This is a genomic window from Flavobacterium sp. GNP002, from assembly GCF_054343795.1.
The window spans coordinates 3340510-3364381 of the sequence record NZ_JBTGUW010000001.1 but is presented as its reverse complement, the minus strand read 5'-3'; the positions used below and the strand labels follow the sequence as shown (position 1 = coordinate 3364381).

At 33.2% G+C, this 23872-nt stretch carries 39 protein-coding genes; 22 read left to right on the top strand and 17 right to left on the bottom strand.

Features of this window, described 5'->3' with window-relative positions; translation table 11 throughout:
• Positions 1-204 precede the first annotated feature (204 nt).
• Positions 205-1500, top strand: coding sequence for a phage integrase SAM-like domain-containing protein (locus ACXX80_RS14675; protein ID WP_458553898.1), 1296 nt, complete (start codon positions 205-207; stop codon positions 1498-1500).
• A 33-nt stretch (positions 1501-1533) separates the two neighbouring features.
• Complete coding sequence (locus tag ACXX80_RS14670; RefSeq protein WP_458553897.1) at positions 1534-1926, top strand: hypothetical protein; 393 nt, start codon at positions 1534-1536, stop codon at positions 1924-1926.
• 20 nt (positions 1927-1946) lie between these two features.
• Here ACXX80_RS14670 and ACXX80_RS14665 read toward each other — a convergent pair whose 3' ends face one another.
• The 16 genes from ACXX80_RS14665 to ACXX80_RS14590 all read right to left on the bottom strand — a co-directional run bounded on the left by ACXX80_RS14665 (position 1947) and on the right by ACXX80_RS14590 (position 8243).
• A complete protein-coding gene (locus ACXX80_RS14665; protein ID WP_458553896.1) occupies positions 1947-2159 on the bottom strand; it encodes a helix-turn-helix domain-containing protein in 213 nt (70 codons plus the stop codon).
• Between the two features lie 280 nt (positions 2160-2439).
• Positions 2440-2751: a hypothetical protein gene (locus ACXX80_RS14660; RefSeq protein WP_458553895.1), complete on the bottom strand. Its 312-nt coding sequence runs from the start codon at positions 2749-2751 to the stop codon at positions 2440-2442.
• Positions 2751-3164, bottom strand: a complete 414-nt coding sequence (locus ACXX80_RS14655) for a hypothetical protein (RefSeq protein WP_458553894.1) — start codon at positions 3162-3164, stop codon at positions 2751-2753. Before ACXX80_RS14655 ends, ACXX80_RS14660 begins: the two co-directional genes overlap by 1 nt.
• A 42-nt stretch (positions 3165-3206) precedes the next feature.
• Complete coding sequence (locus ACXX80_RS14650; RefSeq protein ID WP_458553893.1) at positions 3207-3686, bottom strand: DUF1281 family ferredoxin-like fold protein; 480 nt, start codon at positions 3684-3686, stop codon at positions 3207-3209.
• 24 nt (positions 3687-3710) lie between these two features.
• The gene (locus tag ACXX80_RS14645; protein ID WP_458553892.1) at positions 3711-3935 is read right to left on the bottom strand and encodes a hypothetical protein; all 225 of its coding nucleotides are present in this window, start codon (positions 3933-3935) and stop codon (positions 3711-3713) included.
• 3 nt (positions 3936-3938) lie between these two features.
• Positions 3939-4145: a hypothetical protein gene (locus tag ACXX80_RS14640; protein WP_458553891.1), complete on the bottom strand. Its 207-nt coding sequence runs from the start codon at positions 4143-4145 to the stop codon at positions 3939-3941.
• 16 nt (positions 4146-4161) lie between these two features.
• Positions 4162-4476, bottom strand: a complete 315-nt coding sequence (locus ACXX80_RS14635) for a hypothetical protein (protein ID WP_458553890.1) — start codon at positions 4474-4476, stop codon at positions 4162-4164.
• Between the two features lie 30 nt (positions 4477-4506).
• Positions 4507-5013: a hypothetical protein gene (locus ACXX80_RS14630; protein WP_458553889.1), complete on the bottom strand. Its 507-nt coding sequence runs from the start codon at positions 5011-5013 to the stop codon at positions 4507-4509.
• A gap of 12 nt (positions 5014-5025) precedes the next feature.
• The gene (locus ACXX80_RS14625; RefSeq protein ID WP_458553888.1) at positions 5026-5262 is read right to left on the bottom strand and encodes a hypothetical protein; all 237 of its coding nucleotides are present in this window, start codon (positions 5260-5262) and stop codon (positions 5026-5028) included.
• Between the two features lie 105 nt (positions 5263-5367).
• Complete coding sequence (locus ACXX80_RS14620) at positions 5368-5619, bottom strand: hypothetical protein (RefSeq protein ID WP_458553887.1); 252 nt, start codon at positions 5617-5619, stop codon at positions 5368-5370.
• A gap of 16 nt (positions 5620-5635) precedes the next feature.
• Positions 5636-5848 carry a hypothetical protein gene (locus ACXX80_RS14615; RefSeq protein WP_458553886.1) on the bottom strand — a complete coding sequence of 71 codons (213 nt, stop codon included), beginning with the start codon at positions 5846-5848 and terminating at the stop codon, positions 5636-5638.
• A gap of 71 nt (positions 5849-5919) precedes the next feature.
• Complete coding sequence (locus ACXX80_RS14610) at positions 5920-6432, bottom strand: hypothetical protein (RefSeq protein WP_458553885.1); 513 nt, start codon at positions 6430-6432, stop codon at positions 5920-5922.
• A gap of 31 nt (positions 6433-6463) precedes the next feature.
• Entirely contained in the window at positions 6464-7111 is a 648-nt protein-coding gene (locus ACXX80_RS14605; RefSeq protein ID WP_458553884.1) for a DUF3560 domain-containing protein, read from the bottom strand.
• A 79-nt stretch (positions 7112-7190) separates the two neighbouring features.
• A complete protein-coding gene (locus tag ACXX80_RS14600; RefSeq protein ID WP_458553883.1) occupies positions 7191-7451 on the bottom strand; it encodes a hypothetical protein in 261 nt (86 codons plus the stop codon).
• Positions 7452-7543: 92 nt separating this feature from the next.
• Positions 7544-8041, bottom strand: coding sequence for a J domain-containing protein (locus ACXX80_RS14595; protein WP_458553882.1), 498 nt, complete (start codon positions 8039-8041; stop codon positions 7544-7546).
• Between the two features lies 1 nt (position 8042).
• Positions 8043-8243: a hypothetical protein gene (locus ACXX80_RS14590; protein ID WP_458553881.1), complete on the bottom strand. Its 201-nt coding sequence runs from the start codon at positions 8241-8243 to the stop codon at positions 8043-8045.
• 1179 nt (positions 8244-9422) lie between these two features.
• Between ACXX80_RS14590 and ACXX80_RS14585 the strand changes: the two genes are divergently transcribed.
• From ACXX80_RS14585 to ACXX80_RS14525, 13 genes are all read left to right on the top strand, one after another.
• A complete protein-coding gene (locus ACXX80_RS14585; protein ID WP_458553880.1) occupies positions 9423-9764 on the top strand; it encodes a hypothetical protein in 342 nt (113 codons plus the stop codon).
• 327 nt (positions 9765-10091) lie between these two features.
• Positions 10092-10712 carry a hypothetical protein gene (locus ACXX80_RS14580; protein WP_458553879.1) on the top strand — a complete coding sequence of 207 codons (621 nt, stop codon included), beginning with the start codon at positions 10092-10094 and terminating at the stop codon, positions 10710-10712.
• Positions 10712-10951, top strand: coding sequence for a hypothetical protein (locus ACXX80_RS14575; protein ID WP_458553878.1), 240 nt, complete (start codon positions 10712-10714; stop codon positions 10949-10951). Before ACXX80_RS14580 ends, ACXX80_RS14575 begins: the two co-directional genes overlap by 1 nt.
• Positions 10951-11322, top strand: a complete 372-nt coding sequence (locus ACXX80_RS14570) for a hypothetical protein (RefSeq protein WP_458553877.1) — start codon at positions 10951-10953, stop codon at positions 11320-11322. Before ACXX80_RS14575 ends, ACXX80_RS14570 begins: the two co-directional genes overlap by 1 nt.
• Positions 11319-11825 carry a RuvC family protein gene (locus ACXX80_RS14565; protein WP_458553876.1) on the top strand — a complete coding sequence of 169 codons (507 nt, stop codon included), beginning with the start codon at positions 11319-11321 and terminating at the stop codon, positions 11823-11825. The genes ACXX80_RS14570 and ACXX80_RS14565 overlap by 4 nt, the downstream gene beginning before the upstream one ends.
• 7 nt (positions 11826-11832) lie before the next feature.
• Positions 11833-12210, top strand: a complete 378-nt coding sequence (locus ACXX80_RS14560) for a pyrophosphohydrolase domain-containing protein (RefSeq protein WP_458553875.1) — start codon at positions 11833-11835, stop codon at positions 12208-12210.
• Positions 12210-12485 carry a hypothetical protein gene (locus ACXX80_RS14555; RefSeq protein WP_458553874.1) on the top strand — a complete coding sequence of 92 codons (276 nt, stop codon included), beginning with the start codon at positions 12210-12212 and terminating at the stop codon, positions 12483-12485. The genes ACXX80_RS14560 and ACXX80_RS14555 overlap by 1 nt, the downstream gene beginning before the upstream one ends.
• A 193-nt stretch (positions 12486-12678) precedes the next feature.
• On the top strand, positions 12679-12945 hold the full coding sequence (locus ACXX80_RS14550; protein WP_458553873.1) for a hypothetical protein: 267 nt from the start codon (positions 12679-12681) through the stop codon (positions 12943-12945).
• A complete protein-coding gene (locus ACXX80_RS14545) occupies positions 12942-13220 on the top strand; it encodes a hypothetical protein (protein ID WP_458553872.1) in 279 nt (92 codons plus the stop codon). The genes ACXX80_RS14550 and ACXX80_RS14545 overlap by 4 nt, the downstream gene beginning before the upstream one ends.
• Before the next feature lie 6 nt (positions 13221-13226).
• On the top strand, positions 13227-13490 hold the full coding sequence (locus ACXX80_RS14540; RefSeq protein ID WP_458553871.1) for a hypothetical protein: 264 nt from the start codon (positions 13227-13229) through the stop codon (positions 13488-13490).
• Positions 13487-13738, top strand: coding sequence for a hypothetical protein (locus ACXX80_RS14535; protein WP_458553870.1), 252 nt, complete (start codon positions 13487-13489; stop codon positions 13736-13738). The genes ACXX80_RS14540 and ACXX80_RS14535 overlap by 4 nt, the downstream gene beginning before the upstream one ends.
• A 6-nt stretch (positions 13739-13744) precedes the next feature.
• On the top strand, positions 13745-14068 hold the full coding sequence (locus tag ACXX80_RS14530; protein ID WP_458553869.1) for a hypothetical protein: 324 nt from the start codon (positions 13745-13747) through the stop codon (positions 14066-14068).
• A 146-nt stretch (positions 14069-14214) separates the two neighbouring features.
• Entirely contained in the window at positions 14215-14595 is a 381-nt protein-coding gene (locus ACXX80_RS14525; protein WP_458553868.1) for a hypothetical protein, read from the top strand.
• Here the strand turns inward: ACXX80_RS14525 and ACXX80_RS14520 are convergent.
• Positions 14549-15115, bottom strand: coding sequence for a hypothetical protein (locus ACXX80_RS14520; RefSeq protein ID WP_458553867.1), 567 nt, complete (start codon positions 15113-15115; stop codon positions 14549-14551). The genes ACXX80_RS14525 and ACXX80_RS14520 overlap by 47 nt on opposite strands.
• Positions 15116-15214: 99 nt before the next feature.
• Between ACXX80_RS14520 and ACXX80_RS14515 the strand changes: the two genes are divergently transcribed.
• The 7 genes from ACXX80_RS14515 to ACXX80_RS14485 are packed head-to-tail and all read left to right on the top strand — an operon-like array spanning position 15215 to position 23869.
• The gene (locus ACXX80_RS14515; protein WP_458553865.1) at positions 15215-18769 is read left to right on the top strand and encodes a hypothetical protein; all 3555 of its coding nucleotides are present in this window, start codon (positions 15215-15217) and stop codon (positions 18767-18769) included.
• Positions 18770-18791: 22 nt separating this feature from the next.
• A complete protein-coding gene (locus ACXX80_RS14510) occupies positions 18792-19319 on the top strand; it encodes a hypothetical protein (RefSeq protein ID WP_458553863.1) in 528 nt (175 codons plus the stop codon).
• Positions 19320-19321: 2 nt separating this feature from the next.
• Positions 19322-19882: an N-acetylmuramidase domain-containing protein gene (locus tag ACXX80_RS14505; protein WP_458553862.1), complete on the top strand. Its 561-nt coding sequence runs from the start codon at positions 19322-19324 to the stop codon at positions 19880-19882.
• A gap of 28 nt (positions 19883-19910) precedes the next feature.
• A complete protein-coding gene (locus ACXX80_RS14500; protein ID WP_458553861.1) occupies positions 19911-20588 on the top strand; it encodes a hypothetical protein in 678 nt (225 codons plus the stop codon).
• Positions 20589-20637: 49 nt separating this feature from the next.
• Complete coding sequence (locus tag ACXX80_RS14495) at positions 20638-21219, top strand: hypothetical protein (RefSeq protein ID WP_458553859.1); 582 nt, start codon at positions 20638-20640, stop codon at positions 21217-21219.
• Positions 21216-21593, top strand: coding sequence for a hypothetical protein (locus tag ACXX80_RS14490; RefSeq protein ID WP_458553858.1), 378 nt, complete (start codon positions 21216-21218; stop codon positions 21591-21593). Before ACXX80_RS14495 ends, ACXX80_RS14490 begins: the two co-directional genes overlap by 4 nt.
• A complete protein-coding gene (locus ACXX80_RS14485) occupies positions 21593-23869 on the top strand; it encodes a hypothetical protein (RefSeq protein WP_458553857.1) in 2277 nt (758 codons plus the stop codon). Before ACXX80_RS14490 ends, ACXX80_RS14485 begins: the two co-directional genes overlap by 1 nt.
• Positions 23870-23872 lie beyond the last annotated feature (3 nt).

The window sequence follows — 23872 nt, the reverse complement described above, 5'->3', positions numbered from 1 at the left end:
ATTCACTATTTATGGTAATAACATACACAACACAACAAATATATTTTTAAAACATTAGTTTAATATAAAAAAGTATATATTTGCAGTATAATGTATTTGTTTTCGGTAACACAATGTCGTGTTAATTGTCGGGAACGTTTATTTATCATTTTAATAACAAATTGGGAAAGCGTTATTATTATTTAGTAATTCAAACGAGAAAAAATGGCTACTATTAAATTCTTTATTTCGGGTAAAAAGAACCCGAGTGAAATTAAAGTTAGGTATTTGAACGGAAGGGCAATAGACCTAACTTCTGGTATAAATATTTTTGTTGACGAAAAAAATTGGGACTCCAAAAACCAAAAAATTAGAAACGTCATTTCAGTTCCGGATCGTGATAAAATTAATGCTCGAATTGCCGACTTAAAAAATCACATTATAAATTCTGCAAATGTTGATTTTATCGAAGGCGAAATTTTAAATACTTTTTGGCTAAAAAAAACTATTGCAAAATTTTTTAACCGTCCTTCGGATGAACTGAAAAAAGCTCCAGAGCTGCATAAAATATACTTGACTGATTTTGCTATCTGGTGGCTAAAAAACAAAGCTCCAAGATTTAAAGTTTCTGCTGATAAGTACATGGACGAAAGAACCCAGAGGCACTATGAAATTTTAAATAATTTAATCAAGAAGTTTGAAGGAAAAGAGAAAATTAAATTTAGTACCCTAAATGCTGATTTAGTTGATCGATTTTCAGAATTTTTGTGTGATGAAAATTATGCTGAGAAGACAGCAAAAAGAATGATAGGTAGATTCAAGTTTTTTTGTGGTAGGGCAGAAGCTGAAAATATAATTATTGATCAGTCTTATAAAAACAGAGTGTTTGTCGCGAAAACAACTCAGGAGTACAAAGAGCCTTATTTTAGTGAATTTGAAATTGAGCAAATTTACAATCATAATTTTTCAGACAATCATACGCTTGATAACGTGAGAGATAATTTAATTATTGGTTTGTGGACTGGTTTGAGAATTTCTGACTTTTTATCAAAGCTACAAATTGATAATATTAACGGTGATTTTATTGAAATTCAAACCGAGAAAACAAAGACCTTTGTTAGTATTCCAATTCATTGGATGGTGCGTGATACTCTAATAAAGAGAAACGGAAACTTCCCTGAAAAAATCAGTGATCCTAAATTCAACAAGCATATAAAAACAATTGCAAGAATGGTTGGGTTTAAAGAAAAAATGACTGGAGGTGTCGCAAAGGTGGACGAAAAAACCAAAATTAAACGAAAAGTTGTAGATTTATACCCTAAATATGAACTAGTGACAAGCCATATTTGTAGAAGGAGCTTTGCAACAAACATATACGGTACTGTTGGAAATAGGACTTTAATGGCTATTTGTGGATGGTCTAGCGAAGAACAAATGTTAGATTATATCAAAAAGACTAACAGAGAGCATGCAGAAACGCTCAAAAAAGTATGGGATAGTAAATTATTAAAAGCGAATTAATTAGCGCAATAACGTTTAAAAAAAACACGAAAAATGGATGATAAAGAGATAGTAAAACAATTATTGCATGAGCTAAGAATTACAAGTCATGCTTTGTCTAAAAAGCTAGGGTATAAAAGCCCCGCTTCAGTAGATCATATACTAAAAGGAATTAGTAAAATAAGCGAAGGTTTTACAGATAGGGTGATAAAAGAGTTCCCCCAAGTAAATTACTGGTTTTTAAAAAAGGGACAACTTCCAGTAATAATTGAAAATGAAAAGTTACAAAAAAATCAATCTAATTTATTTGCAAACTTTGAGACAGCTCCAATTCAAAAAAATTATGATTTAGAAATTTTGGTTTCAGTTAAGAACCAGGAGGCTATTTTAAAAAACATAGAGCAGCTTTTAATAACTCTTGTAGAAACAAAAAAAACCGACAAATAGTGTCGGTTTTTTTTATTGATTTACAGCTCGTTAAACGTTAATTCAGTATTGAGCTGTTTTAGTATTCTCAACATGATGTCAAGAGTAATGCCTTCTCTTCTTCCGTTTTCAAGATCTGAAATATATTTGTTTCTTCGATTATTAAAAACTCTCTCTGATAAATCAGCAGTCGAAAGTCCTAATGCTTTTCTTTTCTCGATTACAAAACGGATAAAATCTTTAATATCGTTCATTTTTTGATTGAAAATTATGGTTGTACTTATCTTTTATTTCTTGGGATCTAGTTTTTAAACTACTTGTTTGCAAAGGTATTTTATTAACTGATTGAATAATTACTTCGTAATTTGCCTTGCTGGTTTCACCTCCCAAATTTACAAACCGATTAAAAAAATTGTTTGTTTTTGCTATTGATTGCATAATTTTTTTTCTTTTTGAATTAAACGTAGCAAGCCAATGCAGTAAGAACTATTAAAATAGTAATTACTGCAATGTTTTGCAATCTTGATCTTTTGTTCATGAGTTTACTAAAAGATTTTTATTTTCTAAATATTGAAGTACTTCTAATTTTACATGCTGTGCATTACGCCAATTTGCAGAAAATTCTTTTGGAGTTTTACCGTCACAGTCAATGATATTAAACACGTTATCTTTAAGCCTGTTTTGAGCTATCAAAACAATTAAATTTTCAATTTGCATGTAATGTGTCGCTTCATACATTTCTTTCGGTTTTAGGCATTCATTTAACATGAACAACAATTGATTTGCTTTTTCGCTTAAATCTACCTCTTCCGTTATTGGTTTAAAAAAATCAAGTTGTAGTTGCATTATTTTTGATTTAGGTTGAACCATTCGATAAACTCTACAACTGCGATATAAATATTTTCGATATCCGAATATCCGCCAAATTTATTTTCTGAATTAGCAAATGGGTTTTCTCCGTAATGATTCCAATAACAATAATCAAAACCACTAACCAATTCAAAACCTGTTTCGTCTGCTATCTTTTGAACTAAAAACATTAAATGATTCCAGTTGTTTTTGAAGTCCCACCAGTCAATGTCTTCTACAAATTGACCGCTTGTCATTACGTCCCTACCAAAGAAAGATTTTATTTCTCCTATGGTTGTAGCTGTTTTGTGACCATTACTACATCTTTTGCCTTTGTAATCAATAAATTTTATACCTAAAAAAGTTAGTATTTTTTCAAGTTCTAAATGCTGTTTTTCTAATGTGTCCATGTTTTATGAATATAAAAAAACCGCCATTTATGACGGTTTTGATTAATAGTTTTGATTAAATTTTCTTTCGAAAATGATTTGTAAAATATCGCTTTCGCATTCGTATTTTTCGCCTTCAAAAATATAAGTATCGGCTTTCTCATCGAATTCGTATAAATCAAAATCATCTTTTTTGAGATCGTATTTTTTCGCTTCGCTGTTGCCTGCGGTAAAAATTGCTTTCCCGAAAATGTTTGATCCATTTTCTTCATAGGTAGAAACAAAGTTTAAATTGAAATGATTAGCTATTACAACTAAATCATCAACGTTAGGACTCCATTTTGTAGTATAACTTATTAAGTCGCTGTCGTCTGAGCAAATTTCAAAGAAATAGTCTTGTTCTGGTTTTTCCATGAATGGCGGGATTTGCCCTTCTTCAGAAAGTTTCTCTTTGTTTTTCATTGCCTTAAACATATCGTTTACCTGCTTTAGTTGGGTTTCTTCTCCGTAGAATGTAACCCAGTTTTGCGCCCAATTTGCCATATTCTTGAAAATTTATGTTAGTATTTAGTTTGAAACAAACATTGCGCCTCTGTAATAAAATAATAGTGGTGCGCTTGTCTCCAGTTGTTCTTCTGGTTGCATAGCAATTAGTTTACTATGCAAAAAATTATAGTCGGTGCTTTTGTCTAAAACGTTCCCATTTTTGTCAAATAATAAAAAAACATTGGCTACAATCGCAAAATTAGTTTCAAGAATGTAGCCTTCAGCGGTGGTGGTTATTTTTGGCATGATCTAAGGTTGTTTTTTAATTAGTTTTAGCTCTACGGCTCTGTATAATCCTAATGAATTGTCTAGTGAAAAATTCATAATACCATCTAAAACAATCCAGTTTACTATTTTACCTGTTTTGGTAAAGTCTCCGTTTTGGTCCTTATAGGCTACTTCCATACCTATTTCTAAATCAGCATCAACCGTTTTTTTGAAAAGTAAAATTTCCATCTGATTAGTTTTTTGATTAAAAAAGTTTTCCCGTGTTGGGTAATTTGTTTTGTAGTTCAGTAAGTTTCAGAAGCTCCGTTTCAGCCGTTTTTAGGCTTAGTTTTATAGGATTCAAAACTTTGTCCCGCTCTGATACTTTTACTCTCTCAGAAAACAAAAAAGTTTGCTCTGTGGCTTCGCTTTTTCGACTTCCGAATAAATCAGCGTTATCCTCTTCGATTCTGGTATCGATTTCTTTGGTTTTTGCTTTTAGCTGCTTTTTCAATAACTCAATTTTTTTGCTGGTCTCTGTTATTTGCCCTTCTAGGGTTTTTTGCTCTGGGGTTGCCATGACTTTAAATTTTATAAAAAAAACCGCTATTTAAAGCGGTTTTTGATTTTGTTTTATTTCACAATCCATTAGATAATTTTCGATAGTTAGCCAATTAATGCCCTCGGTCGCATCATGGTTTTCGATCATTTTTTGCAGTTGATCGGCAAATTTTGACTTATCATATAATTGCTCCCATGTGTCAAGATTTTTAAATTCTTCTGGATTGTCTTGTTTTAGCTCCTTAAAATTTTCATCAGCTTGTTTTTCAAAGTCTGCGGTACTCCAATAAATAGCTTGCGTGGTTTCGTTTGGTTCTTGTATTTCAATAAGCGTGTTTTTGCTTATTAATTCCAAATCATCTTTTGAAAGCTCTATAAAATCATTCCAACCGCTAAGAGAGTTTAATAGCTCGTGAAGCCCGTTTTTAAATTCGGAGGTATTAAAAGCGATAATTTCACCTTCGTTTGTTTCTAAAATTTCTTCCTCTAAAGATTTCCAGTCTTGGTTATTAAAACTTGCTACGGAATATGAACCGCATAAAATATAGTGTGTCATGGTGTTGTTTTTTTAAAATTTTACTGGATTATCTTTCATTAATTTCATTCCGAAAAAGTAACAATTCATTTCTTCATACTTCATAAAATTACTTAGTGTGGAATAGCTTTCGTCTTCCTTTTGTTCAGCTAAGGCAAAACGATTTCCTTTTATCTGGTCGGTGATGATGATATATTTTTCATCTTTAGAAAAGCAGTTTCTTAAAAAATTAGTAAGTGCCTGTTTTTGATTATCAATAATATTTGACATAATTTTAGTTTTAAATTTGAATTAAAATTGAAACAATAAAAAAGGCTATAAATAAAATTATAGCCTTACAAGTTTTTGCTGTGGGGTTTGGATGCGCTTTCATTTCTAGGAATTATTTAGAATTGTTCCTGTTAATTGAGACTGTAAAGACAGCATTTCTTTAATTTTATTGGTTAATAGGTCGTGCAGGTCTTTTCGTGCTCTATTGCCCCAATATACCGCTGAATTTAAACCTTGTTTCTTGATGTTTTTTTCAAAATCAGAAATTAATACTTCGGCTTCTGCTTGTACTGGCGTACCTTTTGAAATGTTTTTTAAAACTATCAGGTACATTTTTGCGTTTTCGGTGTAATCCATTTTTTTTTGTATTTTTTTATTGTTTAATATCTGGGGTTAAATCAATAATGTTACTATTACCATCCCAGTAACATTTTACAATCATGTTAAAATCTTGCATGTATCTTTTTTCTGTTGCTCGCTCTTCTTGTTCTGAAATCCTTTCAACTTTTCCAGAATTTAAAGAATTAATAATGTTTTCAGAAGTTGCAGGAATAAATTCGCCATTGTTGTTTTTTAAGGACCACATAGTATATAAATTTTAGGGTTAATTTGTGCCGTTGTCGCTTCGATGCTACGCCTATAGCGCAACGGCTGTTATTATAGTTTTTGAAACGCTTTTTTAACTTCAGATAGAAGGCTTTCGCTTTCTTCTCTTATTGGGCGTAATGCGCTAAAAAAATTACCATTGTACCCAATACAACACGTATATAAATCGTCCATATGTGCCTCGCACATGTAAAATATTTGTGCTCCTTTGTGCGTGTGCCATCTTTTAGGCGGTAGGCATTCCAGAAGGTCATTATATCGTTCCTCTGTGATCTCTGAGAATTCAGAAATTAAACTATTTCGATGCTCTGCAAAAAGTGCGTCAACTTGTTCCTCGTTTAGCTCTGTAAATTTCCCGCCGTTCTTTTCGTTGTACTGATCAAAAGTCAATTGATTTATGAAACTAATTTCGCTTACTTGTGATCCGTCTTTATCGATGTATTTTTTTGTTACTTCGTCACAGCTCCATTCAGCGAACCCGTTAATTAAACGGGTTTGAATATGTCCTTTAAATGGTAACTCAACTATGTAAGTTATTTTTGGTTCTTGCGCTGTTGCTGTCATTGCTTTTAATTTAAAATGTTGTTTTACTGGTTTACTCTCCCCAAAGTTTTTTGGCTGTTTCTAAATTCTTTTCAGCTTCATTTACTGCCTTTTTAGCGTAAGTTAAACTGTAAGAGTGCGAACGTTCAATAGTTCCGTTTTTTAGCCCTTCATGGTGCATTTTTGCCTCTTCTGCCTTGTATTCGTAATACTCTATACTTTCGGGCATGGATAAATTTATTTTATTGGCTTTTCTTGCCCAGTATTCCGCTTTGCTTTCGTGTGCTTCGGCTTTTTTGCTTTCCTCTACGCTTTTCCCCATTCTGGCGTGATTGCGTTCTATTAGTGCTCTGTGTCGCTTTTCGCTGTGGTGTCCTACTTTGATCGGTTCTGCAAGACTTAAAAAATCTCTTCCTTCGTGCGAGGCTTTCCAGTACTCGGTACTTTTGTTTTCTGCAGAAGTTGCCCATTTTTCGTAACGCTCGGCTTTTTTCTTGCAAAATTCCTGATAATTAAAACCGTCAGCCCTAACTATAGAATAGTAAAACTCGCCTTCTTTGCCTCTGGCTACCAAATTAAAAACTATACATTCGTGCTCTTGCCCGTACTTAGTTGTTAAAGTGATCGTTTCGCCTTTCTCGTGTTGCTCGTTGCATTTTGCAACAAAAACATTTGCTGTGTATTTTGCGTATGTATTCATGATAAAAAAATTTTTAAATGTTACCCGCCCAGAAGGGCGACGCTTTGAGCTTAAAACCTTTTTATAGTCGCTCAAACGACTATTTAATAAAATTAATCTTTTGGAGTTGTACGGTTGTGTGTGTGTCGTAACTAAACAACATTTTAACCGTTGCTTTGTTCAACGTTTTAAAACTTGATTTTGATTTATCAAAACGCTTTAAAAACTCAATTCCGTTTTGTCCGTGCTTCTGGATCAAATCGCCTAAAATTTCGTTTTCGTTCCCGTTAAAAATATATTGATCTGTAACGCCTTGAAACGCTACTAAAAAAACATCGTGATGTACTGCAATTGTTGCCATGTTTAAAAAATTTATGTAATTAATATAAAAGTTTATGTTTTTGAATTCAAAAATAAAACCCGCCTATTAAAGCGGGTTCTTAGTTGTTTTTACTAGGCTATTTTAGCGAATGTTTGAGGCTTGAAGGTTTTACACCCGTATTGCCTTTTAATGCTTTCTAGGCTCTTTTTTGAGCTTGAAAACTGTTTATAATCCTTTGGCGAGAAATACCACGATTTTTTCACGCTCGCAAACCTCGCACCGTTGTAACCGTCAAGCGCTACGGCTTTAATCTTGTCCTTCTGGGCATAGGTTGCGCCTTGCTTCTGATCTTCCAACCAGATAAACGAACCAACGAAAGAAATACTTATATCTTCTAAGCCGTCAAACTGTTTGATTAAATTGTAAAATTCGGATGCGTCGAACGCTTCAAAATCTTGCTTCTCCTGCTCTGTTTGGTTCGTAGGTCGGAACTTCTTAAACTCCTGAAACATCGTTATAAACTCGCTCCCAGAGTCTCGCCCGCTTGTGTCTGGGTGTAATTCCTTTGATAATTTACGAAACAAATTTTTAGCCTCGTCTATAGTCTTGCAATCGTTAAAATATTTCATTTTATAAAGTTTTTGTATTAGTAAAAAAATCGTTTGGGTTCATTTGGTCGCTTAGTAATTCCTGACCCGCTGTACTTGTTGACTTTATTATATAGTCGCCTTCAAAGTCGATTTTAACTACATATAAAGCAGTTAACCAATTAACAGCTATACCGCTATTTACTGCGGTTTTAACCTCTTCAATTGAATTATATTTGATCATAACATTAAGATTAAAATTTGCTAATTGCGAAGGTTACGAACCTTATGAAATGTACTTACATACACAATTAGTTATTTTGCGGGACTGCCTTCTAACTGGTCTCATGATCCTTTTGGTTTGTTGGTCGCCCCAAAATGCTATACTATTTAATGACTTAAAAAGAAGCTTTAAACCTTCCTTTTGTGCCCTACAAAAATAGCCCATATTTATATTAAAAACATAATAAAACATAAACAATTTTAGACCGTAACGATACTATTTACTTATATTTAAAACATAAACTATAAGTTTTATTTATGCCCTCAGATCAACTTTCAAAAAACCTTCGAGCCTTTAAAATTCACGGTTTTAAACTCGTTTTTTTTTTTTTTTTTGCTTCGATACATATTAAACCCCGATTAAAAATATAAACATCAAATCCAGATCAAAGGATCAAAAACATTTATGTTGTGAGAAGATTTTTTTTGTTATGGCTGTGAAGTATGCGAACCTAAACGAGCAAAAAAGAATATTTGGGCAGATGAAACTTTTTAAGCGTTTAATATTTCGGACTAACTCCCGATTATTTTCAAATATCGAAACGTCAGAGGCTTGAAAGAATCAGTTTTACTAATAGTCGTGTATATTGTCGGGTAAAAATCAATATTATTTTAAAGTTTCCATATATAGTAGGCGTTCGCAAGGGTAAAGCGTGACCATAGCAGGACTAAATCAAAACAGTAGCCCGAAAATCAGTAAGAAGACCGAGCCAAAAAAAGCCAAAAAAAATAGAGACCGAACCGAAAAAAAAGACCCCATACCCCGAAAAAAACGAGTTTCCCGAACGCTCCGGGAGCGCGATCACCCATATACCCTCCTAATAACAAAGTCATATAAAAAATTTATATTTTTTTAGAGTATTGATTTTACTGGGGTTTATGTTTTTTGGATAAATAATTATGTTAAAATATTTGTTTTATTCGTAAATACATTTTTACTCAAAGTAATTACTCTACAATTTCACGTCTATTTTATGGGTTTAAATTATTGATTAACAATTAATTGAAGTTTAAAAAGTGTTTTGAAGTTGTCCGTATATGGTAACTTTAATGTCCGTAGATGGTAATTTCGAGGTATAAAGTTTATGTTTATAACATAAATAAAATTATATTTGTGTAGTAGAAACGAAAACAGTGACTTATGGGAATGATTACAGAGGACCTTTTTGTTAATGTGATAGAAAGTATCAGGATGCAAATGGATTACGATAAGGGCCGTCACAATGCTTTATGTGATGCATTGGGTGTGGATGATGGTTTGATACCTTTTTACGACAATTCTGTATTGATTAAATCCTTGATTGCAATGCTGCAATTGTTTTTTCCTAGAAATGCTGATGGATTTTGTGAGATAGAGCATTATTGCTTTGATATGAATTTTGGTCGCTTAGAAGAGCAGCAAGCAATTAGTCCAGCTTATTTGTATTGTCAATTAGTATCGGATAAAGAAGTTATGGTTTCTACGCATCCACTTATTGAATAGCTTATGGAAACAGTAAAAATGGTTTTCTGGATTATTGTTTTAGTTGTAATAGCTAGGCCTACTTTTTTAGCAGTTAGAGATTTAGTGAAATGTATAATTGATATTATTAGAAACAAGTAAATATTATGGCGTGCACCGAAGATTTTTTAAAAGGTTGCGCTGGGAAATTTAAACACAAAACATGGTTTGCAGCAGATTATTTTTTAAAGAACGAACATGCTGATCCTGGTGCTCATGTTTACAAATGTAAGTGTGGTTTCTATCACATAGGAAGCCGAAGAAATAAAAAAGGAAAGAAGATTATCAAACATAGAAAAAGGGAAAGTAATGACAAACAACACAAACAAAAACACAAACGATTCAAGTACTAAAAAAGAGTACAAGCTTGCAGAAATTTACAACGGAGTAATCAGGCATCCAAACGGGTTCTTTTTTACCATCATTCAAGACAGTTTAGCCAATGTATTTTTATCACTCATAGAAGGCGATCAAATTGTTCCGGCACCTGCAGCACTTATTTTACATTCGATCAATTCAGGTAAATGCAGTTTTTATCCAGCTGGCGACGAGTCATACAAAGAAGTTTTGTACAGCGAAGAGGTTTCAGAATATAAAAACAATATTCTAAAATCATTGATTTTTAATCAATTGGCTTTAGAGGCTAACGATAGTTTGATAGATACAATTGAGCACGACAAATACTTGAAAAACCTTTTGCTAAAAGCTAATAAAGGGCTAGAGTTAAAGTCAAAAAAACATTTGGAGAGAATTTACAAAGCAAATCCAGAAGTATTGACAAATGTTTTTAATGCTATTGACAAGTTTGTTGCAAGTCTTGTGACAAAATTACCACACGAATATTTTTACCTCAATTCAATTATTGAAGAGTACGAGGAAGATCCTGCTAAATACCTTGGCCGCAAAGTAAATATTCAAAAAATAGAGTAATGCCGGATTTAAAAGTAAGAGTAGGGTATCATGGTGAAAGTGAAAAAAGCTTTGGCGTATTGGTTGATGTAACACTTGGACCTAAGCTTAACGATTATGCAGCAAGTAGGCTGGAATGGTTTCCTAAATCACTATGCTCCATTGAAAAAAAAGAAGTTGAAAACGGAATACCTGAATATTACCTCATGGCTCCTGATTGGCTTTTAAAAACAAAAAGTGTTAAATACAAAGTTGACTAATGAAAAAACTAATCCAAACAAGACTACATAATCCGCCAGTATCTCGTGGGAATTGTTTTCCAACAGTTATTGCGTGTTTTATGGATTTAGATTCTCCAGAAGATGTTTTGCAAATTCAAGAGCTTTATGATAAAGTAGATGATTGGCGAGGTGATTTAATGAAATGGCTAGGAAATAGAGGTTGGGAAATAGGTGGTTTACGTGGACATTTAGATACAGACGAATTTTATTTAGTTACAGGGATAAGTCCAAGAAATCCTGATGTTAATCATGTGTGTATTTATCATAAAGGAAAGTTATGGCACGATCCTCATCCAGATCAAACAGGAATACTAACAGAAGACTACTTCGAATATTTAGAAAAATCATGAAATACTATCTAGGAATTGACCCGGGAAAGCAAGGATCTTTTGTTGTAATTGACGAAAACTCCAATGTAGTTGAAATGATAGGTACTCCACTAATAGGCAAGGAATACGACAGACAAGGTATTGTGGACATTCTAACTAGTAGAGATTTTCATAAAATAGGGCTAGAAAGTCCTGATATTATTTTTGGAGTAGGTAAGAGTGCTGTTGCTTCTTTATCGCATTGTGTAGGCTTAATCGAGGGCATTATGATAGGTTTGAAAACACCTTTTGTACTTATTAAACCAAAAGAATGGCAAAAAGAATGCTGGAAACACGTAAAAACCCAAAAAAAAGCTACTGGAAAAGGCAATGATACCAAGGCTACTTCAACTATGGCAGCAGTCAACCTTTGGCCAAATGCCAATTTTAAAGTTACCAATGCAGGTAATTCATCAAAAAACCATAATGACGGAATGATTGATGCCGCGCTTATCGCGGAGTATGTACGTAGAATGTTTAAATAAAAATTATATGAAAAAATTATTAGCAGCAGTAAGAAGTTTCCAAAAGAAATTCAAACAACCCATTTCAAAAAAACCAATGTTAACCGGTTTAGAAGAAGGCACACTTCGTTTCGAATTGATGAAAGAAGAAAATGAGGAATACCTCGAAGCCGTAAAAGAAAATGATTTAGTTGGCGTGGCTGATGCGCTGGGCGATCAACTTTACATTTTGCTTGGCACCATTAACCACCATGGTATGCACAACATCATAGAAAAAGTATTCTATGAAATTCAAGATTCCAATATGAGCAAGCTTGGCGCTGACGGACAACCAATTTACCGCGAAGACGGTAAGGTATTAAAAGGGCCAAACTACTTTGAACCCAACCTAAAACAGTTTTTGTAATGAATAAGCCAAACCTTCAAGCGGTTAGGAAACATTTTTCTAACGCAAAAACAATTACTTGTTTAACAAATCAAATGAATATTGATGTAACCGGCATCACTGAATTTGAATATGATCAAGAGGCTGAAATATGGACTTCGGTAGGTGGCGCAATCACATTCTGGAAAAACGGGAATTATGCTGCAATAGTAAATTCAGTTAGTAAAAAACCATGCAATTGTGAGTCTTGTGACTGCAACAAAGGAAAAACTGTAAAAAGTAATTTAAAAAAGTAATGAATACTTATTTAATAAGGTTCTCAACGCATGATGGTCGTGATTTTTATTTTGAGTCAAATAGTATTTATTCATGTTTGAAAAAAGCATTATTTGAAAAATTTAATTATTACTATATCACTTTGTTTTATCAACAAAAAAACAGAGTGATTTTAAAAACTCTATTTAGTAACGGTATTAAACAAAAAAAGTAATGGAAGATTTAATTATACAAGGTTTAGCAAATTGTTTTACCAAACAAGACGCGCCAATAGTTATTTTTTGCGATTGGGACGATGTAAAAAATATCGAAAAAGACATTGCTCAAAAAACAAAAATAGGAGGCTATTATCCTCACAACAACCCTCAGTTCCCGAACTTAAATGTTATGACTTTTAGTATTTATGGAAATGACTTCTTTTTTGTTGATAAAATGCAAATGATTGAATTCCTTGAAATCGTAAAACAAAAAATGCCATGAGACGTTCCGGCAAAACCACGCGACTTATAGACGATGCCGTTCAAGAGTTATTCACTAAGGGAGAGCTTTTTTTATTGCGTAAAAATGCAATTAGTAAGTCAAGTTCTATTGTAACAAAAACGGCTACCGTATTTGTAGATCCAGATCACCGCATGGGTAATCAAGCACAAAATTATTTTGTGTATCACGCATTGAGGCGATTAGAGTTTGAGCACCGAGGAAGCCACAAAATAAAAAAGTTGGCTGTAGATTATATTCATATTGTAATACAATAATATACAATGAAAATCAAAAGTTTAATACGAAGCAAAGTACTTATAGAAATTTCAGAGGCAGTTACACAAACTGCTTCTGGAATATTTTTACCAGGAGAAGCCGTAAAACAACCCCGCGAAGGTAAGGTAATTATGATAGGTCCAAAAGTAGAGCATGTAAAAATTGGCGATATGGTGCGACACTACGAACATTGTGGAGTAGCGATAGAGTACCAAGGCAAAAAATGCTTATTCCTTCAAGAAAAAACCGAAATAGAACTGATATTATGATAAAAATAGAACTGCATGTACTTTGGCTGCCAGATGATTTAATACCTACAAATCAATTAGGTATTGAAATTCCTTTGGATAAATGCACCACAAAAATTCATACTTTTTACAACATAAACGGAGTTCGCCCACATGAAGAAAAAGGGTATTGCGAAATACTTGTTAATGGTGATGTTTTTACTGTAAAAGAAACCTATGAAAATGTTACAAGACAAATAGAAGATCAGCTTAATTTCAAATGGAATTAAAATACCATGAAGATAAAAACCATAAATATTCCAATTTATCAAGCTAAAGTAACCGTAATTTTAGACAAAGATTTATCATACGTAGAAAAAAAGTACAAAACAGATTCTTTAAAGGATTTTGGGGCTGTGACATTAAAAGACGAATCGAAATACCGTAGCTATATAATTGCTTTTGAGTACCTTTCTGGAGGTATAATTGCACATGAAATAGTACACTTGATTAATTATTTATACCTAGATTGCGGCATTGAATTAGATTTAAAAAACGATGAAAATCAAGCCTATTTAACCGGTTGGCTGTTCGACACGATTTATAATTTATTGAAATAAAAAAAGTTGAAAAAAAAAAGGTAATAAAGTACTTATCAAAAGATGTAGCCAAAAGCTATACCGAAAAACTAGAGCTATTCAAGTTCTCGTCCATTTCGGTAGAAGCTACTTTTACAAAGCGCTATCATAATTCTTTATTGCTGCTAATGAAATTATCAAAAGCCGATAGGATATTTTTGGACTTTATCACCGAGGAAATGGATGATAACAACTTTGTTACCAATAGCATTCAAATCCGAACAAAATTCAATACACTCTTAAAAAAAATAGGGCAAGAGGAATATTCCACCACCACCATACACCGCTGTTTTTCTAATTTAGCTAAGTTTGAATTACTATTAAAATACAAAGGAAGAGGGGCTTATCAAGTAAGCCCGGTTTTCTTTTTTCGTGGTTCCGAGGAGCAGCGAGCCAAAGTACTTAGGGAAATTTTAGAACGAATAAAAAAGGAACCCATCAACAAACTACGTCACGACTTGCTTAAAGGTACAAATTTTTATGCTTCTCAGGAGGAGGCAGAAGATTGATTTTTTTGATCAAGCGCATTCTTTTTTTATCAATGGCAGCGGCATCCTTTTTTTTAGAAAGCGGGTTCATTAAAGTGTACTCCGGAAACTTTTTTTCACCGCTTAGTAATTCATAAAAATCCTCAATCCCGTGCGTGGCGTGTACGCTTAACTTATACACATGTTTGCTAAGATCAACGCCTTCTTGCGCTATAACAACATGACCAGTATCAAGTATGTTTCTAATCGAGGCGTATGAAAATTGTTTTGGTATTTCAGCAAAATCAGCTTGGGTAAATAGTTTTTTACCATGCAGATAAAGCAGCAATTCCAATAAATCAATAGTTAAATCATACTTTTTTTGAATGTAAGGCCTAACAATTATTAGCCTTTCTAGTAAGTCGAATCCGCGATCTATTGTGAATTTTTTCTTGCTGTATTTCTCTTTTTTAATCTTATTAAAACCAACCGAACTATTATTTTCGGTTAGTATTTTTTGAGTAGCTTCAGAGAGTATTTCCTTTGTTTTTGTCCTTCCCATAATCAACATAAAAATTTATGTTACAAATATAAATAGATTATGTTTAATAGTTAAAAACTATTATCTTTGTTTTGTTAATAATTAATTCTTATTGTAAAGATGCCAAAAGCAAGCGACACCGAAATCTATAACTACAAGGATCTTCCTAGTTTGTCCGACTATTTATTTGGCACAGACTCAGAAAATAATAAAAAGAATAAAAACTTTCGATTAAACTCAATCATTCAATTGATTAATGGGGTAAATGGCGTTAATAATATTCAATTTGCTTTTTCTGACGCTAGTGATCCAGAAACATCTTATTTTACTAAAGGAATGTTTTTTACAGACACTAATGAAGGTAGTGTTGGAGATTTTTCAAAGTTAATATTCAATAAAAATGCATTGCAGCCTATTGACTTGACATTGCTTTTTGAAAAACTTGCTACAATTGATAATTTAGTTCTTAAAATTCTTGATCCATCAAAACCAGATACTTTTTTTAATTTCAAAATTTTAAATATTGAAAACGAAACAGACTATTTTGTATTTGATGTAGAAGTTCTTGGCGACTTTTTTTTAGGAAACTTTCAGAGTGAAACAATTTATAGCATTTACTTTGATGTAAACGAAAGCAGTTCTGATAAACTAGACCGTGGTGGTTACAACGGAACGGCAAAAATTCTAGATGATAGAATTAAAGTATTAGAAGATGGTGGAGCTTCGGGCGGTTCATCAGATGTTTTTTTAGAAGTAGGAACTATTCAAAAAGTAGGTAATACCGTCAGCATCGACGCAAACTCTTTTAAATGGAAAATTAATAACGTAGAATATTTAACTACAAGCGCATTTAGTCAAGCTATAAACACGGCTACAGATGGGTATTATCGTATTGATTTATTAGTAGCTAATACGTCTGGAGGCTACAACTTAATTCAAGGTATTGAAAGCACTGACATTGTAAGTAAACCAGATTTACCAGCTAATACTTTAGAGGTTACATTCATTCCTGTTTTTGGAAGTACAATAGGAAACATCACGCCTTCTCCAGATAATTCAGTTGCTAAAAAAGTTTCTAGTACTCTTATTGGAAACGGTCAAATGGATTTAGTGGAAGGTCGGACGGCTAATGGGATTGACTTTTTCAGAATTAGATTTGGTCAAAACAGTCTTGACGGTGCAGAATTAGAGGTAGCAACAGCAGATAATGGAGGTGAGCCTATATATTTCAGACAGTATCATTTTACTTATTTACCAGACGGTACTTATGTTCCTTTTTCAACAGTAGTAAACGAATTAGTGATACTTGACGAAAACGGAGACACAAGAATTCCAAACGATTTATATGTAAATAATCAATTATTTATACCAACAAATTATTACACAAAAACTGAAGTTGACGCTAATTTAAGCAATAAAGTTGACAAAGTAGCAGGTAAAAGTCTTGTTTCAGATGCAGAGATAACAAGATTAGCAGGAGTTTCAAATGTTGATATAAGCGGTAAACAAAACACATTATTTTCTGGAACAAATATAAAAACCATTAACGGAAATTCTATTTTAGGAAGTGGCGATATAGCAATTGGCGGAATCACAGCGGTTTCAAAAATTGGGTTTACTGTTTTTGTTGATACCATAAATGGCAATAATGCGACTGGAGAAGTTGAATATCAAGATAAGCCATTTCTCACTGAATTGGCAGCTTTTAATGCTATTCCCAGTTCTACTGACCTATGGACTATTCAATTTATAGATGGCAATGTAACAAGACAAGTCACAAGTGCTTTTAGAGCAAAAAATGTTATATATAAAACATCTTTTGGTGGAATTATAAATTTTAATCTTAGTTGTTTTGTTATTGGTCAATATTCTAGATATCCGATTAACGATGGAAACCCTATAAGAATTGATGCTCCTTTAGCTCATGCTATTTTTAATGTAAATGATGTTAGATTAGGCACTACAGCAGAACCTTTTAGTATAGTTACTAGAGAACTTACTTTTATTGGTAGTATGCAAATTAAAAGTACTAGCTTAATACCTTCTAAGATTATATGTGACATTTTTAACACTAATGTAATAACTAGTGATTATGCTTTTTTTCATGCTACTGCTGTTAAGGTGAAAATAGGTACTTGGAACTATACAAGATTTAATTTTTGTTCTAATGATGTTACCGATGCTCAAGCATTAATTAGTAGCCTTGAAGTTGAAATTTTGAATTTAATAGCTTCAGAAAATAGAGCAATATTTGGAAGTGGAACTGTTAGTACATTTAAATTAGGAAATGTAACAGGTGCAGGTGATATAACATTAGTAGCAGATAAAAAATCTTATGCCCCAATAAGACGCTCGGAAATAATTTTTAATAATAGTATAATAGCTTCAACTTGTAATGTAAAAGTACAACACTCTGATAATAGTAATTTATATATAACAGGTAATATTGTTTCAAATTTTAATAATGTAACTTTAGGGGGACCACAAGGTGCTGGTTCAACTGATTATAATTTTTTAAATTTTACTGGAAGAGTAAACCCTCAAAATCCTAATTATTTTGGTATAACTGCAAATTTAACAATTCAAAACAGTGCTATAACAACTAGTGGATATTTACTTAGTTTTAGAGATAAAGTTGGTAATATACCTACTTCAGGCGGTTTACTTTCTTTTAAAATAATAGGTCATAATTCTATTATAACTGATAATCCTGCAAGCACTTTAATTGAATATCAAATAGACCCCTTGATAGTTCTTAATGAAGGTAATCTTAAAACAAATTTTAGTTCTTTTGGAAAAAATATACTTGAAAATACAATATCAGCAACTTCAAAAGAAAAGCTAAAAGAAAAGGTAATAAGAAGTAAGCTTGACATAATAAACAGAGTTTTAGACTCATCTACTACCTATGTAATTGATGGTAAACTAATTTTAGCAGCTGACGAATACATTCAAGTACCATCGACCGGGTTAACTTTAGTTGGTTATGGTTTTAATGTTTCTGGAATTTCTAAAAACGTGGCCGGACAATCGATTTTTACTTCACCCGTAAGTGGCGGTAGTGGTGATTTTATTACTCGAGATATTGTATACAACTCAGGAGCGGGAAGAGTTTTTGACTTGACAAATGTAGCGGGAAACAATGCAATAGAAATGAATGACGTTAATTTTGAAAACTGTGCATCATTAGGAAAACTTACAGGGTACAGACAATTTACAGGCACTACTAATGGTTTTTACGGCTGCCAAGACGGTTTTCAAGTTTCAGGAAATTGGAGTGGTTTTAAATTAACTAACTCAAATGTTTTAGCGTTTGGTGCGTCAGGTACATTTATCAAAAAAGATACTGATACGCTCTTTTCAAACCGCGTTTACTTAGATCTTAATTTAAGCTTTGCAACTGGAGCAAAACTTTCAGATTTTCAAGAATCTAATTTTAATGGCGACGAATTATTTCAAATCAATAATACACTTTTACGAATTGGTGGAGTAGTTGACAACGCCAATACCGCTTTAGCGTTACCAAATATTTCAGCAAACAACCCAAAGTGCCGATGGACAAATTGTATTGGAATTACGCTAACAGCACAAAAATTTCAAGATTTAAAAAGTGCAACAAAAAACTGGAGAATATCAGTAAATGATGCAGGAGTAATTTTAGCGACAGAAATTTAAAATTAACAATCAAATAAACCTCATGAATTACATTAAAGAAGCCCTTTGTAGAATCATCTTACTTGCAGATAACCGACCAACTTTTACTGACAAAATAAGTTATTTTTTTCAAGTTTTGGCAACGTTTGCACCAATCGCTTACTTGTTAGACGGATTGAATTTTTGGTTTAAAACCAATCAGCAGTTTTCGTCATTCATATTGATTTGCCTAGTAATTAATATGATCGTTGGGGCTATTTTTCATAACAAAATGGGGACTTTTAATTGGGTAGAAATGTTCAAAAAAAATGTGTTGATGTGGGTAGTTCTAATAGTTGTTCATGCTCTTTTGGAAATGCTTCGACTTACCGCAGGAAATAATTTCGTTGGCGAAGGATTTAAAATTATGATACAAGTAATGACATTATTGTATCCTGTTTCTAAAGCTTTGAAAAATATTTATATACTCTCAAACAAGCAGTTTCCTCCCGCTTTCATAATGGATAAAATTTACAATTTTGAGAAAACAGGAGATTTAAAAGATTTGTTTGATACCGATAAAACAGAGTAATTATGAAAACAATAACGCTTGAAGAAATTAAACAGTTGTCAGTTGAATTTGGTGTACCGGTTTCAAGAATACAAGCCATAAAGCACGTAGAAAGTGGAGGTATTGGATTTGACAAAAAAACGGGTAAGATCATCATCCAGTTTGAGCCGGTTTGGTTTAAGCGAAAGTCACCTTATACTCCTTCGGGTAAATGGTCCGTGAATGGTGTAGAACGTCAAGCAGAAGAGTGGATTGCCTTCAATGATGCTTTTACCAAAAATCCAAACGCAGCGATGGAAGCAACATCCATTGGAATTATGCAAGTGATGGGCTTTCATTGGGAATTGTTAGGATTCAAATCCGTTGGTGCGATGTGGGATTACGCTAAAGAATCCGAATTCAATCAATTGCGGATCAGTTTGCTTTTTATTAAATCAAATAAGAAAATGTTCAACGCCTTGGTTGTCGGTAACTGGAAAGTAGTCGCTTACTATTACAACGGGGAACACTACTGGAAATTGAAGTATGATGAGAAATTAGAGAAAGCCGATAAAATGTATGCAGAAATGGCAAAAGCAGCATAATTTAAAACATTTACAAAATAAAAATATCATGCAAATCAATTTACAAAGTCCTTATCTCAAAGAGTTTTTTAAATATTTAGGATGGATATTGCTTTTTGTCTTTTTGTGGCTTCGTGGATGTTCAGGAAGCACGCCAACGCCACAAATTGTAAAAGTGACAGTACCCGAAGTAAAGGGAAGTTTTCAAGCTAAAAAACCAGTTCATGAAGCGGTTACAAAACCATCTTCCCGACGTCAGGAAAAAGGTGTGACTGAATACATAGACAATCCGATTGATGAAAAATTAATTACTGAAAACGAAAAACTAAAGTCTGATTTTGCAAAAGAAACTGACTCTTTAAAAAGGATAATTGCTTACAATAAATCAATGCAATTAAATAAATTTTCTTCGACTCCTTTTGAAGATGAAAATATTATCATAAACATAGAAGGAATTGTGCAAGGTGAGGTAAAGGAAATTACGCCAAGTTACGTTCGAAAGAAAATTGAAACGCAAGTTCAGGTTAAACAAAAACAAACGGTTCTTCGGGTTTTGGTTGGTGGATCGATTGGCGTAAACAAAGAACTCAACCAAGCAGCTTATCAACTGGATCTGAATTTTCAAAACAGAAAGGGCGATATTCTATCGGCTGAATATTTGAATGTTGGCGGTCAACAGTTTGGAATGGTTGGGTTTAAGAAATCAATTTTCAACATTAAAAAATAGTTTTTTTATGCTCAATAAAACATAAACTATTATATCAAAAACATAAACAATGCAAGGAATAAATCATTTTATACTAGAAGTCGAAAAGGCTTTTAATGACACAATTGAAGTTGGCGACATTGAACTTTTTATAGATAAAAAAATATCAAGAGATAGAGCAGCAAATCGTTTTGGAACAATTGTAAATGTTCCAGCACAAGGCAAAACAATATTAAAAAAAGGGTATCAAGTGATTTTTGACGCTACCATTTTATACCGACAAATCTACAAAGAAGGTGTGCAGGAAAGCATTCATTTAGTAGATAAAGAAAAGTCGTGGTATAAAATCGAACCTGATATGATTGTGCTGTATCGTGAGAGCGATGCTGCTGAATGGAAAGGTTATGGCGATAATTTGATGGTTTCATTTATTACTGAAAAGCCAAAAAAAATATCAGGATTAATCACCGGTACTGACAAAGAAAAAACTGTAAAAGGAAAGGCTACCGTAAAATACCGCAATGCTTTTTTGGAAGAGAATGATGTAGAAAACGGACAAGAAATATTTATTAACCCAACGTGCGGAATACCATTTTTCTTTAAAAACGAAACCTTGTATTGGATCCGTACTAAAGATGTTTTAGCAGCATGAGTAAAGAAAGCAAATTACAAGAGAGTAGAAGGAAATCTATTCCTGAATTAGTGGATAAATACCAAACATTAGTCAATCAAATTTTTACAGCTGTAACGGCTCCATTACCTGATTTTAAAGAGGTTAAAAAAGAAGGCGAAAACGGAGATTCATTAGTAGTCACCGCTGAACAACAAATGTTTGCTTTTATCAATGTGCGTGATAGAGCGCTTGATAACGCTAATAAAATGATGGAGAAAATCAACATGCTTGAAATGGAATTGAATGCTCCAGAATTATTTGAGGCTATAGTAAAACTAGAAGCCGAGCCAGAAGAAAAAGCAACAACAGTAAAAAACCCAACCAAAAGGTACGCCCAAAAAAATAAAGATTAATGATATTTTATCTAGGAGAAAAAGTTGAAAATTTAACGGATGATAAAAACCGTTTAGCCAGAAACAAGGCCAAGTCTTGGAAGTACGGCTATGACGCGTCTATTGATACCGTTATTATTTCGAAAGATGGTACTCTTGGAGAAATTTACAACATCAGTGGTATCAACATTGGATTGCCACAACAACCCCTAAAAGAAGAAATTCTTAACCACAATAAAACGGCTTTAAACCAAAAGTTCACCAGAGAGCCATTGCCGGAAGAACTTACAGAAACCTCTATTGCTAATTACAACCGAAAGTTAACTGGATCCGAAAAAGAAAAATCAGACAAAGCAGCTAAATACCTCAATTCATTATACAACAAACATTCTGAATATATTGAAAATGAATACGATAGACGTGAAAAAGGAATGTGGGTTTATGTAAAAGGATTTCCTATTTACATTCCAGGTACTTACTATTACGGTATTCAGTGGGTGCGCGAAGAGACTGATTATCCTAATTTTCGTGTAATTCAAAATGAATTAATGATTTTTTGGGAGGCTTGTAAAGCTGATGATCGCTGCTTCGGAATGCAATATGTGAAAAACAGACGTATTGGCGCTTCTTATTTGGCTGTTGTAGAATTATTAGAAGCCTCTACTATAAACGAGGATAAAATACTTGGAATTATTTCAAAAACAGGAAATGATTCAAGTAACATTTTTAATCGTTTGATCAAAGGATTTAAAAGGTTGCCTTGCTTTTTTCAACCGCTTTGGGATGGTACATCTACTCCTAAAAAAGAATTAGTTCTTGATGTACCTACTAAACGTAGAGCAAAAAACGAAATTGTTAGCGATGATGGTTTAGGGTCAAAAGTTTCTTGGCACAACACAGCAATAAATGCCATGGATGGTGATGCCATTTTTAGATCATTGCTTGATGAATCTGGAAAGTACCCACCTGATGTTCCTTTTAATAAATATTGGGGTATTGTAAAAACCTCACATACGAAAGGTATTCGTATCACGGGTAAATCTATGGTAGTTTCTACTGTAAATGCTAAAAACAAGGGAGGAGCTGAATACGAAGATGTTTGGAACGATAGCGATGTAAGCAAACGTGACGGTAACGGCCAAACTACTTCAGGATTGTATCGAATTTTTATTCCAGCAGAAAACTGTTTGGAAGGAATGTTTGATGAATACGGATTTACTATTGTAGAAGATCCAGAAAAACCAGTTAAAACGGATGAAGGAAAATATACTAGCATTGGTTCGAAAACCTATTTAAAAAACAAAGCTGAAGCATTAGCAAATAAGCCCGAAGATCTAAACGAATTTAAACGTCAGTTTCCTGATACGATATATGATGCTTTTCGTGATGAATCTGGAAATTGTGCTTTCAACTCTATCAAGCTAGAACAACAAGTGTTTTACAACAACCATCAAATGATGCCGGACGAAATTGAAACCGGTAATTTTTCATGGGAAAACGGTATTGCTGACACTAGAGTAAAATGGAATCCTGATCCAAATGGCCGTTTCTGGATTGCTAAAGGTTGCCACCCGCCAAAAGAATTTCAAAACATAAAAGAAAAAAAACACATAAACGGTGTTTTTGCTTGGGCACCAATGGCCGAACATATTGGCTGCTTCGGAGTCGATCCATACAACGTTACAAAATCAGCTACCAAAGGTTCGCGTGGTGCTATTCATTTAAGCACAAAAATGAATACCACAAGCCTACCCAACAATACTTTTATTTTAGAATACTTGGACCGTGCGCCTAAAATAGAAATGTTTTTTGAAGATGTTTTAATGGCTATGGTATATTATTCTATGCCAATGCTTTGTGAGTTGAGTAACTATGACTTTTTACGAATGATAAAAAACCGTGGCTACCGTCATTACTCTATGAACAATCCTTTTAAAGCCTTCAAAGATTTAATACCTACGGAATTAGAGTTTGGGGGTTGCCCACCTCAAAACGCCAAAATTGGCATTGCTCAGGCTAATGCAACCAATTCTTATATCGAAGATTATATCGGTGTTGCTATGGAAGAAATAAACCGTCCTAAAGGACAAATGGGTAACATGCCTTTTACAAGAACGCTTACACAATGGCAAACAGTAGATCTTGAAAAAAGAACCGACTTTGATGCTTATATCAGCTCTTCACTTTCATTAGTTGGGAACCAAAAAATCGAGATCAAAGCACCGCCAAAAAAGAAAAGAAGAAACCCTTTTCAAAAATACAACAACAAAGGAAACATATCAACTTATAAAGAATAACCA

Excerpts from the sequence above, each read along its gene's own strand:
- ACXX80_RS14520 (WP_458553867.1), bottom strand. The coding sequence starts at position 15,115 with ATGGGAAGGACAAAAACAAAGGAAATACTCTCTGAAGCTACTCAAAAA.
- ACXX80_RS14595 (WP_458553882.1), bottom strand. The coding sequence starts at position 8,041 with ATGAAATATTTTAACGATTGCAAGACTATAGACGAGGCTAAAAATTTG.
- ACXX80_RS14585 (WP_458553880.1), top strand. The coding sequence starts at position 9,423 with ATGGGAATGATTACAGAGGACCTTTTTGTTAATGTGATAGAAAGTATC.
- ACXX80_RS14655 (WP_458553894.1), bottom strand. The coding sequence starts at position 3,164 with ATGGACACATTAGAAAAACAGCATTTAGAACTTGAAAAAATACTAACT.
- ACXX80_RS14500 (WP_458553861.1), top strand. The coding sequence starts at position 19,911 with ATGCAAATCAATTTACAAAGTCCTTATCTCAAAGAGTTTTTTAAATAT.
- ACXX80_RS14590 (WP_458553881.1), bottom strand. The coding sequence starts at position 8,243 with ATGATCAAATATAATTCAATTGAAGAGGTTAAAACCGCAGTAAATAGC.
- ACXX80_RS14625 (WP_458553888.1), bottom strand. The coding sequence starts at position 5,262 with ATGTCAAATATTATTGATAATCAAAAACAGGCACTTACTAATTTTTTA.
- ACXX80_RS14580 (WP_458553879.1), top strand. The coding sequence starts at position 10,092 with ATGACAAACAACACAAACAAAAACACAAACGATTCAAGTACTAAAAAA.
- ACXX80_RS14515 (WP_458553865.1), top strand. The coding sequence starts at position 15,215 with ATGCCAAAAGCAAGCGACACCGAAATCTATAACTACAAGGATCTTCCT.
- ACXX80_RS14615 (WP_458553886.1), bottom strand. The coding sequence starts at position 5,848 with ATGTGGTCCTTAAAAAACAACAATGGCGAATTTATTCCTGCAACTTCT.
- ACXX80_RS14650 (WP_458553893.1), bottom strand. The coding sequence starts at position 3,686 with ATGGCAAATTGGGCGCAAAACTGGGTTACATTCTACGGAGAAGAAACC.
- ACXX80_RS14575 (WP_458553878.1), top strand. The coding sequence starts at position 10,712 with ATGCCGGATTTAAAAGTAAGAGTAGGGTATCATGGTGAAAGTGAAAAA.
- ACXX80_RS14540 (WP_458553871.1), top strand. The coding sequence starts at position 13,227 with ATGAAAATCAAAAGTTTAATACGAAGCAAAGTACTTATAGAAATTTCA.
- ACXX80_RS14665 (WP_458553896.1), bottom strand. The coding sequence starts at position 2,159 with ATGAACGATATTAAAGATTTTATCCGTTTTGTAATCGAGAAAAGAAAA.
- ACXX80_RS14530 (WP_458553869.1), top strand. The coding sequence starts at position 13,745 with ATGAAGATAAAAACCATAAATATTCCAATTTATCAAGCTAAAGTAACC.
- ACXX80_RS14495 (WP_458553859.1), top strand. The coding sequence starts at position 20,638 with ATGCAAGGAATAAATCATTTTATACTAGAAGTCGAAAAGGCTTTTAAT.
- ACXX80_RS14610 (WP_458553885.1), bottom strand. The coding sequence starts at position 6,432 with ATGACAGCAACAGCGCAAGAACCAAAAATAACTTACATAGTTGAGTTA.
- ACXX80_RS14535 (WP_458553870.1), top strand. The coding sequence starts at position 13,487 with ATGATAAAAATAGAACTGCATGTACTTTGGCTGCCAGATGATTTAATA.
- ACXX80_RS14635 (WP_458553890.1), bottom strand. The coding sequence starts at position 4,476 with ATGGCAACCCCAGAGCAAAAAACCCTAGAAGGGCAAATAACAGAGACC.
- ACXX80_RS14645 (WP_458553892.1), bottom strand. The coding sequence starts at position 3,935 with ATGCCAAAAATAACCACCACCGCTGAAGGCTACATTCTTGAAACTAAT.
- ACXX80_RS14660 (WP_458553895.1), bottom strand. The coding sequence starts at position 2,751 with ATGCAACTACAACTTGATTTTTTTAAACCAATAACGGAAGAGGTAGAT.
- ACXX80_RS14570 (WP_458553877.1), top strand. The coding sequence starts at position 10,951 with ATGAAAAAACTAATCCAAACAAGACTACATAATCCGCCAGTATCTCGT.
- ACXX80_RS14670 (WP_458553897.1), top strand. The coding sequence starts at position 1,534 with ATGGATGATAAAGAGATAGTAAAACAATTATTGCATGAGCTAAGAATT.
- ACXX80_RS14555 (WP_458553874.1), top strand. The coding sequence starts at position 12,210 with ATGAATAAGCCAAACCTTCAAGCGGTTAGGAAACATTTTTCTAACGCA.
- ACXX80_RS14630 (WP_458553889.1), bottom strand. The coding sequence starts at position 5,013 with ATGACACACTATATTTTATGCGGTTCATATTCCGTAGCAAGTTTTAAT.
- ACXX80_RS14505 (WP_458553862.1), top strand. The coding sequence starts at position 19,322 with ATGAAAACAATAACGCTTGAAGAAATTAAACAGTTGTCAGTTGAATTT.
- ACXX80_RS14565 (WP_458553876.1), top strand. The coding sequence starts at position 11,319 with ATGAAATACTATCTAGGAATTGACCCGGGAAAGCAAGGATCTTTTGTT.
- ACXX80_RS14545 (WP_458553872.1), top strand. The coding sequence starts at position 12,942 with ATGAGACGTTCCGGCAAAACCACGCGACTTATAGACGATGCCGTTCAA.
- ACXX80_RS14640 (WP_458553891.1), bottom strand. The coding sequence starts at position 4,145 with ATGGAAATTTTACTTTTCAAAAAAACGGTTGATGCTGATTTAGAAATA.
- ACXX80_RS14605 (WP_458553884.1), bottom strand. The coding sequence starts at position 7,111 with ATGAATACATACGCAAAATACACAGCAAATGTTTTTGTTGCAAAATGC.
- ACXX80_RS14600 (WP_458553883.1), bottom strand. The coding sequence starts at position 7,451 with ATGGCAACAATTGCAGTACATCACGATGTTTTTTTAGTAGCGTTTCAA.
- ACXX80_RS14550 (WP_458553873.1), top strand. The coding sequence starts at position 12,679 with ATGGAAGATTTAATTATACAAGGTTTAGCAAATTGTTTTACCAAACAA.
- ACXX80_RS14510 (WP_458553863.1), top strand. The coding sequence starts at position 18,792 with ATGAATTACATTAAAGAAGCCCTTTGTAGAATCATCTTACTTGCAGAT.
- ACXX80_RS14620 (WP_458553887.1), bottom strand. The coding sequence starts at position 5,619 with ATGGATTACACCGAAAACGCAAAAATGTACCTGATAGTTTTAAAAAAC.
- ACXX80_RS14560 (WP_458553875.1), top strand. The coding sequence starts at position 11,833 with ATGAAAAAATTATTAGCAGCAGTAAGAAGTTTCCAAAAGAAATTCAAA.
- ACXX80_RS14675 (WP_458553898.1), top strand. The coding sequence starts at position 205 with ATGGCTACTATTAAATTCTTTATTTCGGGTAAAAAGAACCCGAGTGAA.
- ACXX80_RS14485 (WP_458553857.1), top strand. The coding sequence starts at position 21,593 with ATGATATTTTATCTAGGAGAAAAAGTTGAAAATTTAACGGATGATAAA.
- ACXX80_RS14525 (WP_458553868.1), top strand. The coding sequence starts at position 14,215 with ATGAAATTATCAAAAGCCGATAGGATATTTTTGGACTTTATCACCGAG.
- ACXX80_RS14490 (WP_458553858.1), top strand. The coding sequence starts at position 21,216 with ATGAGTAAAGAAAGCAAATTACAAGAGAGTAGAAGGAAATCTATTCCT.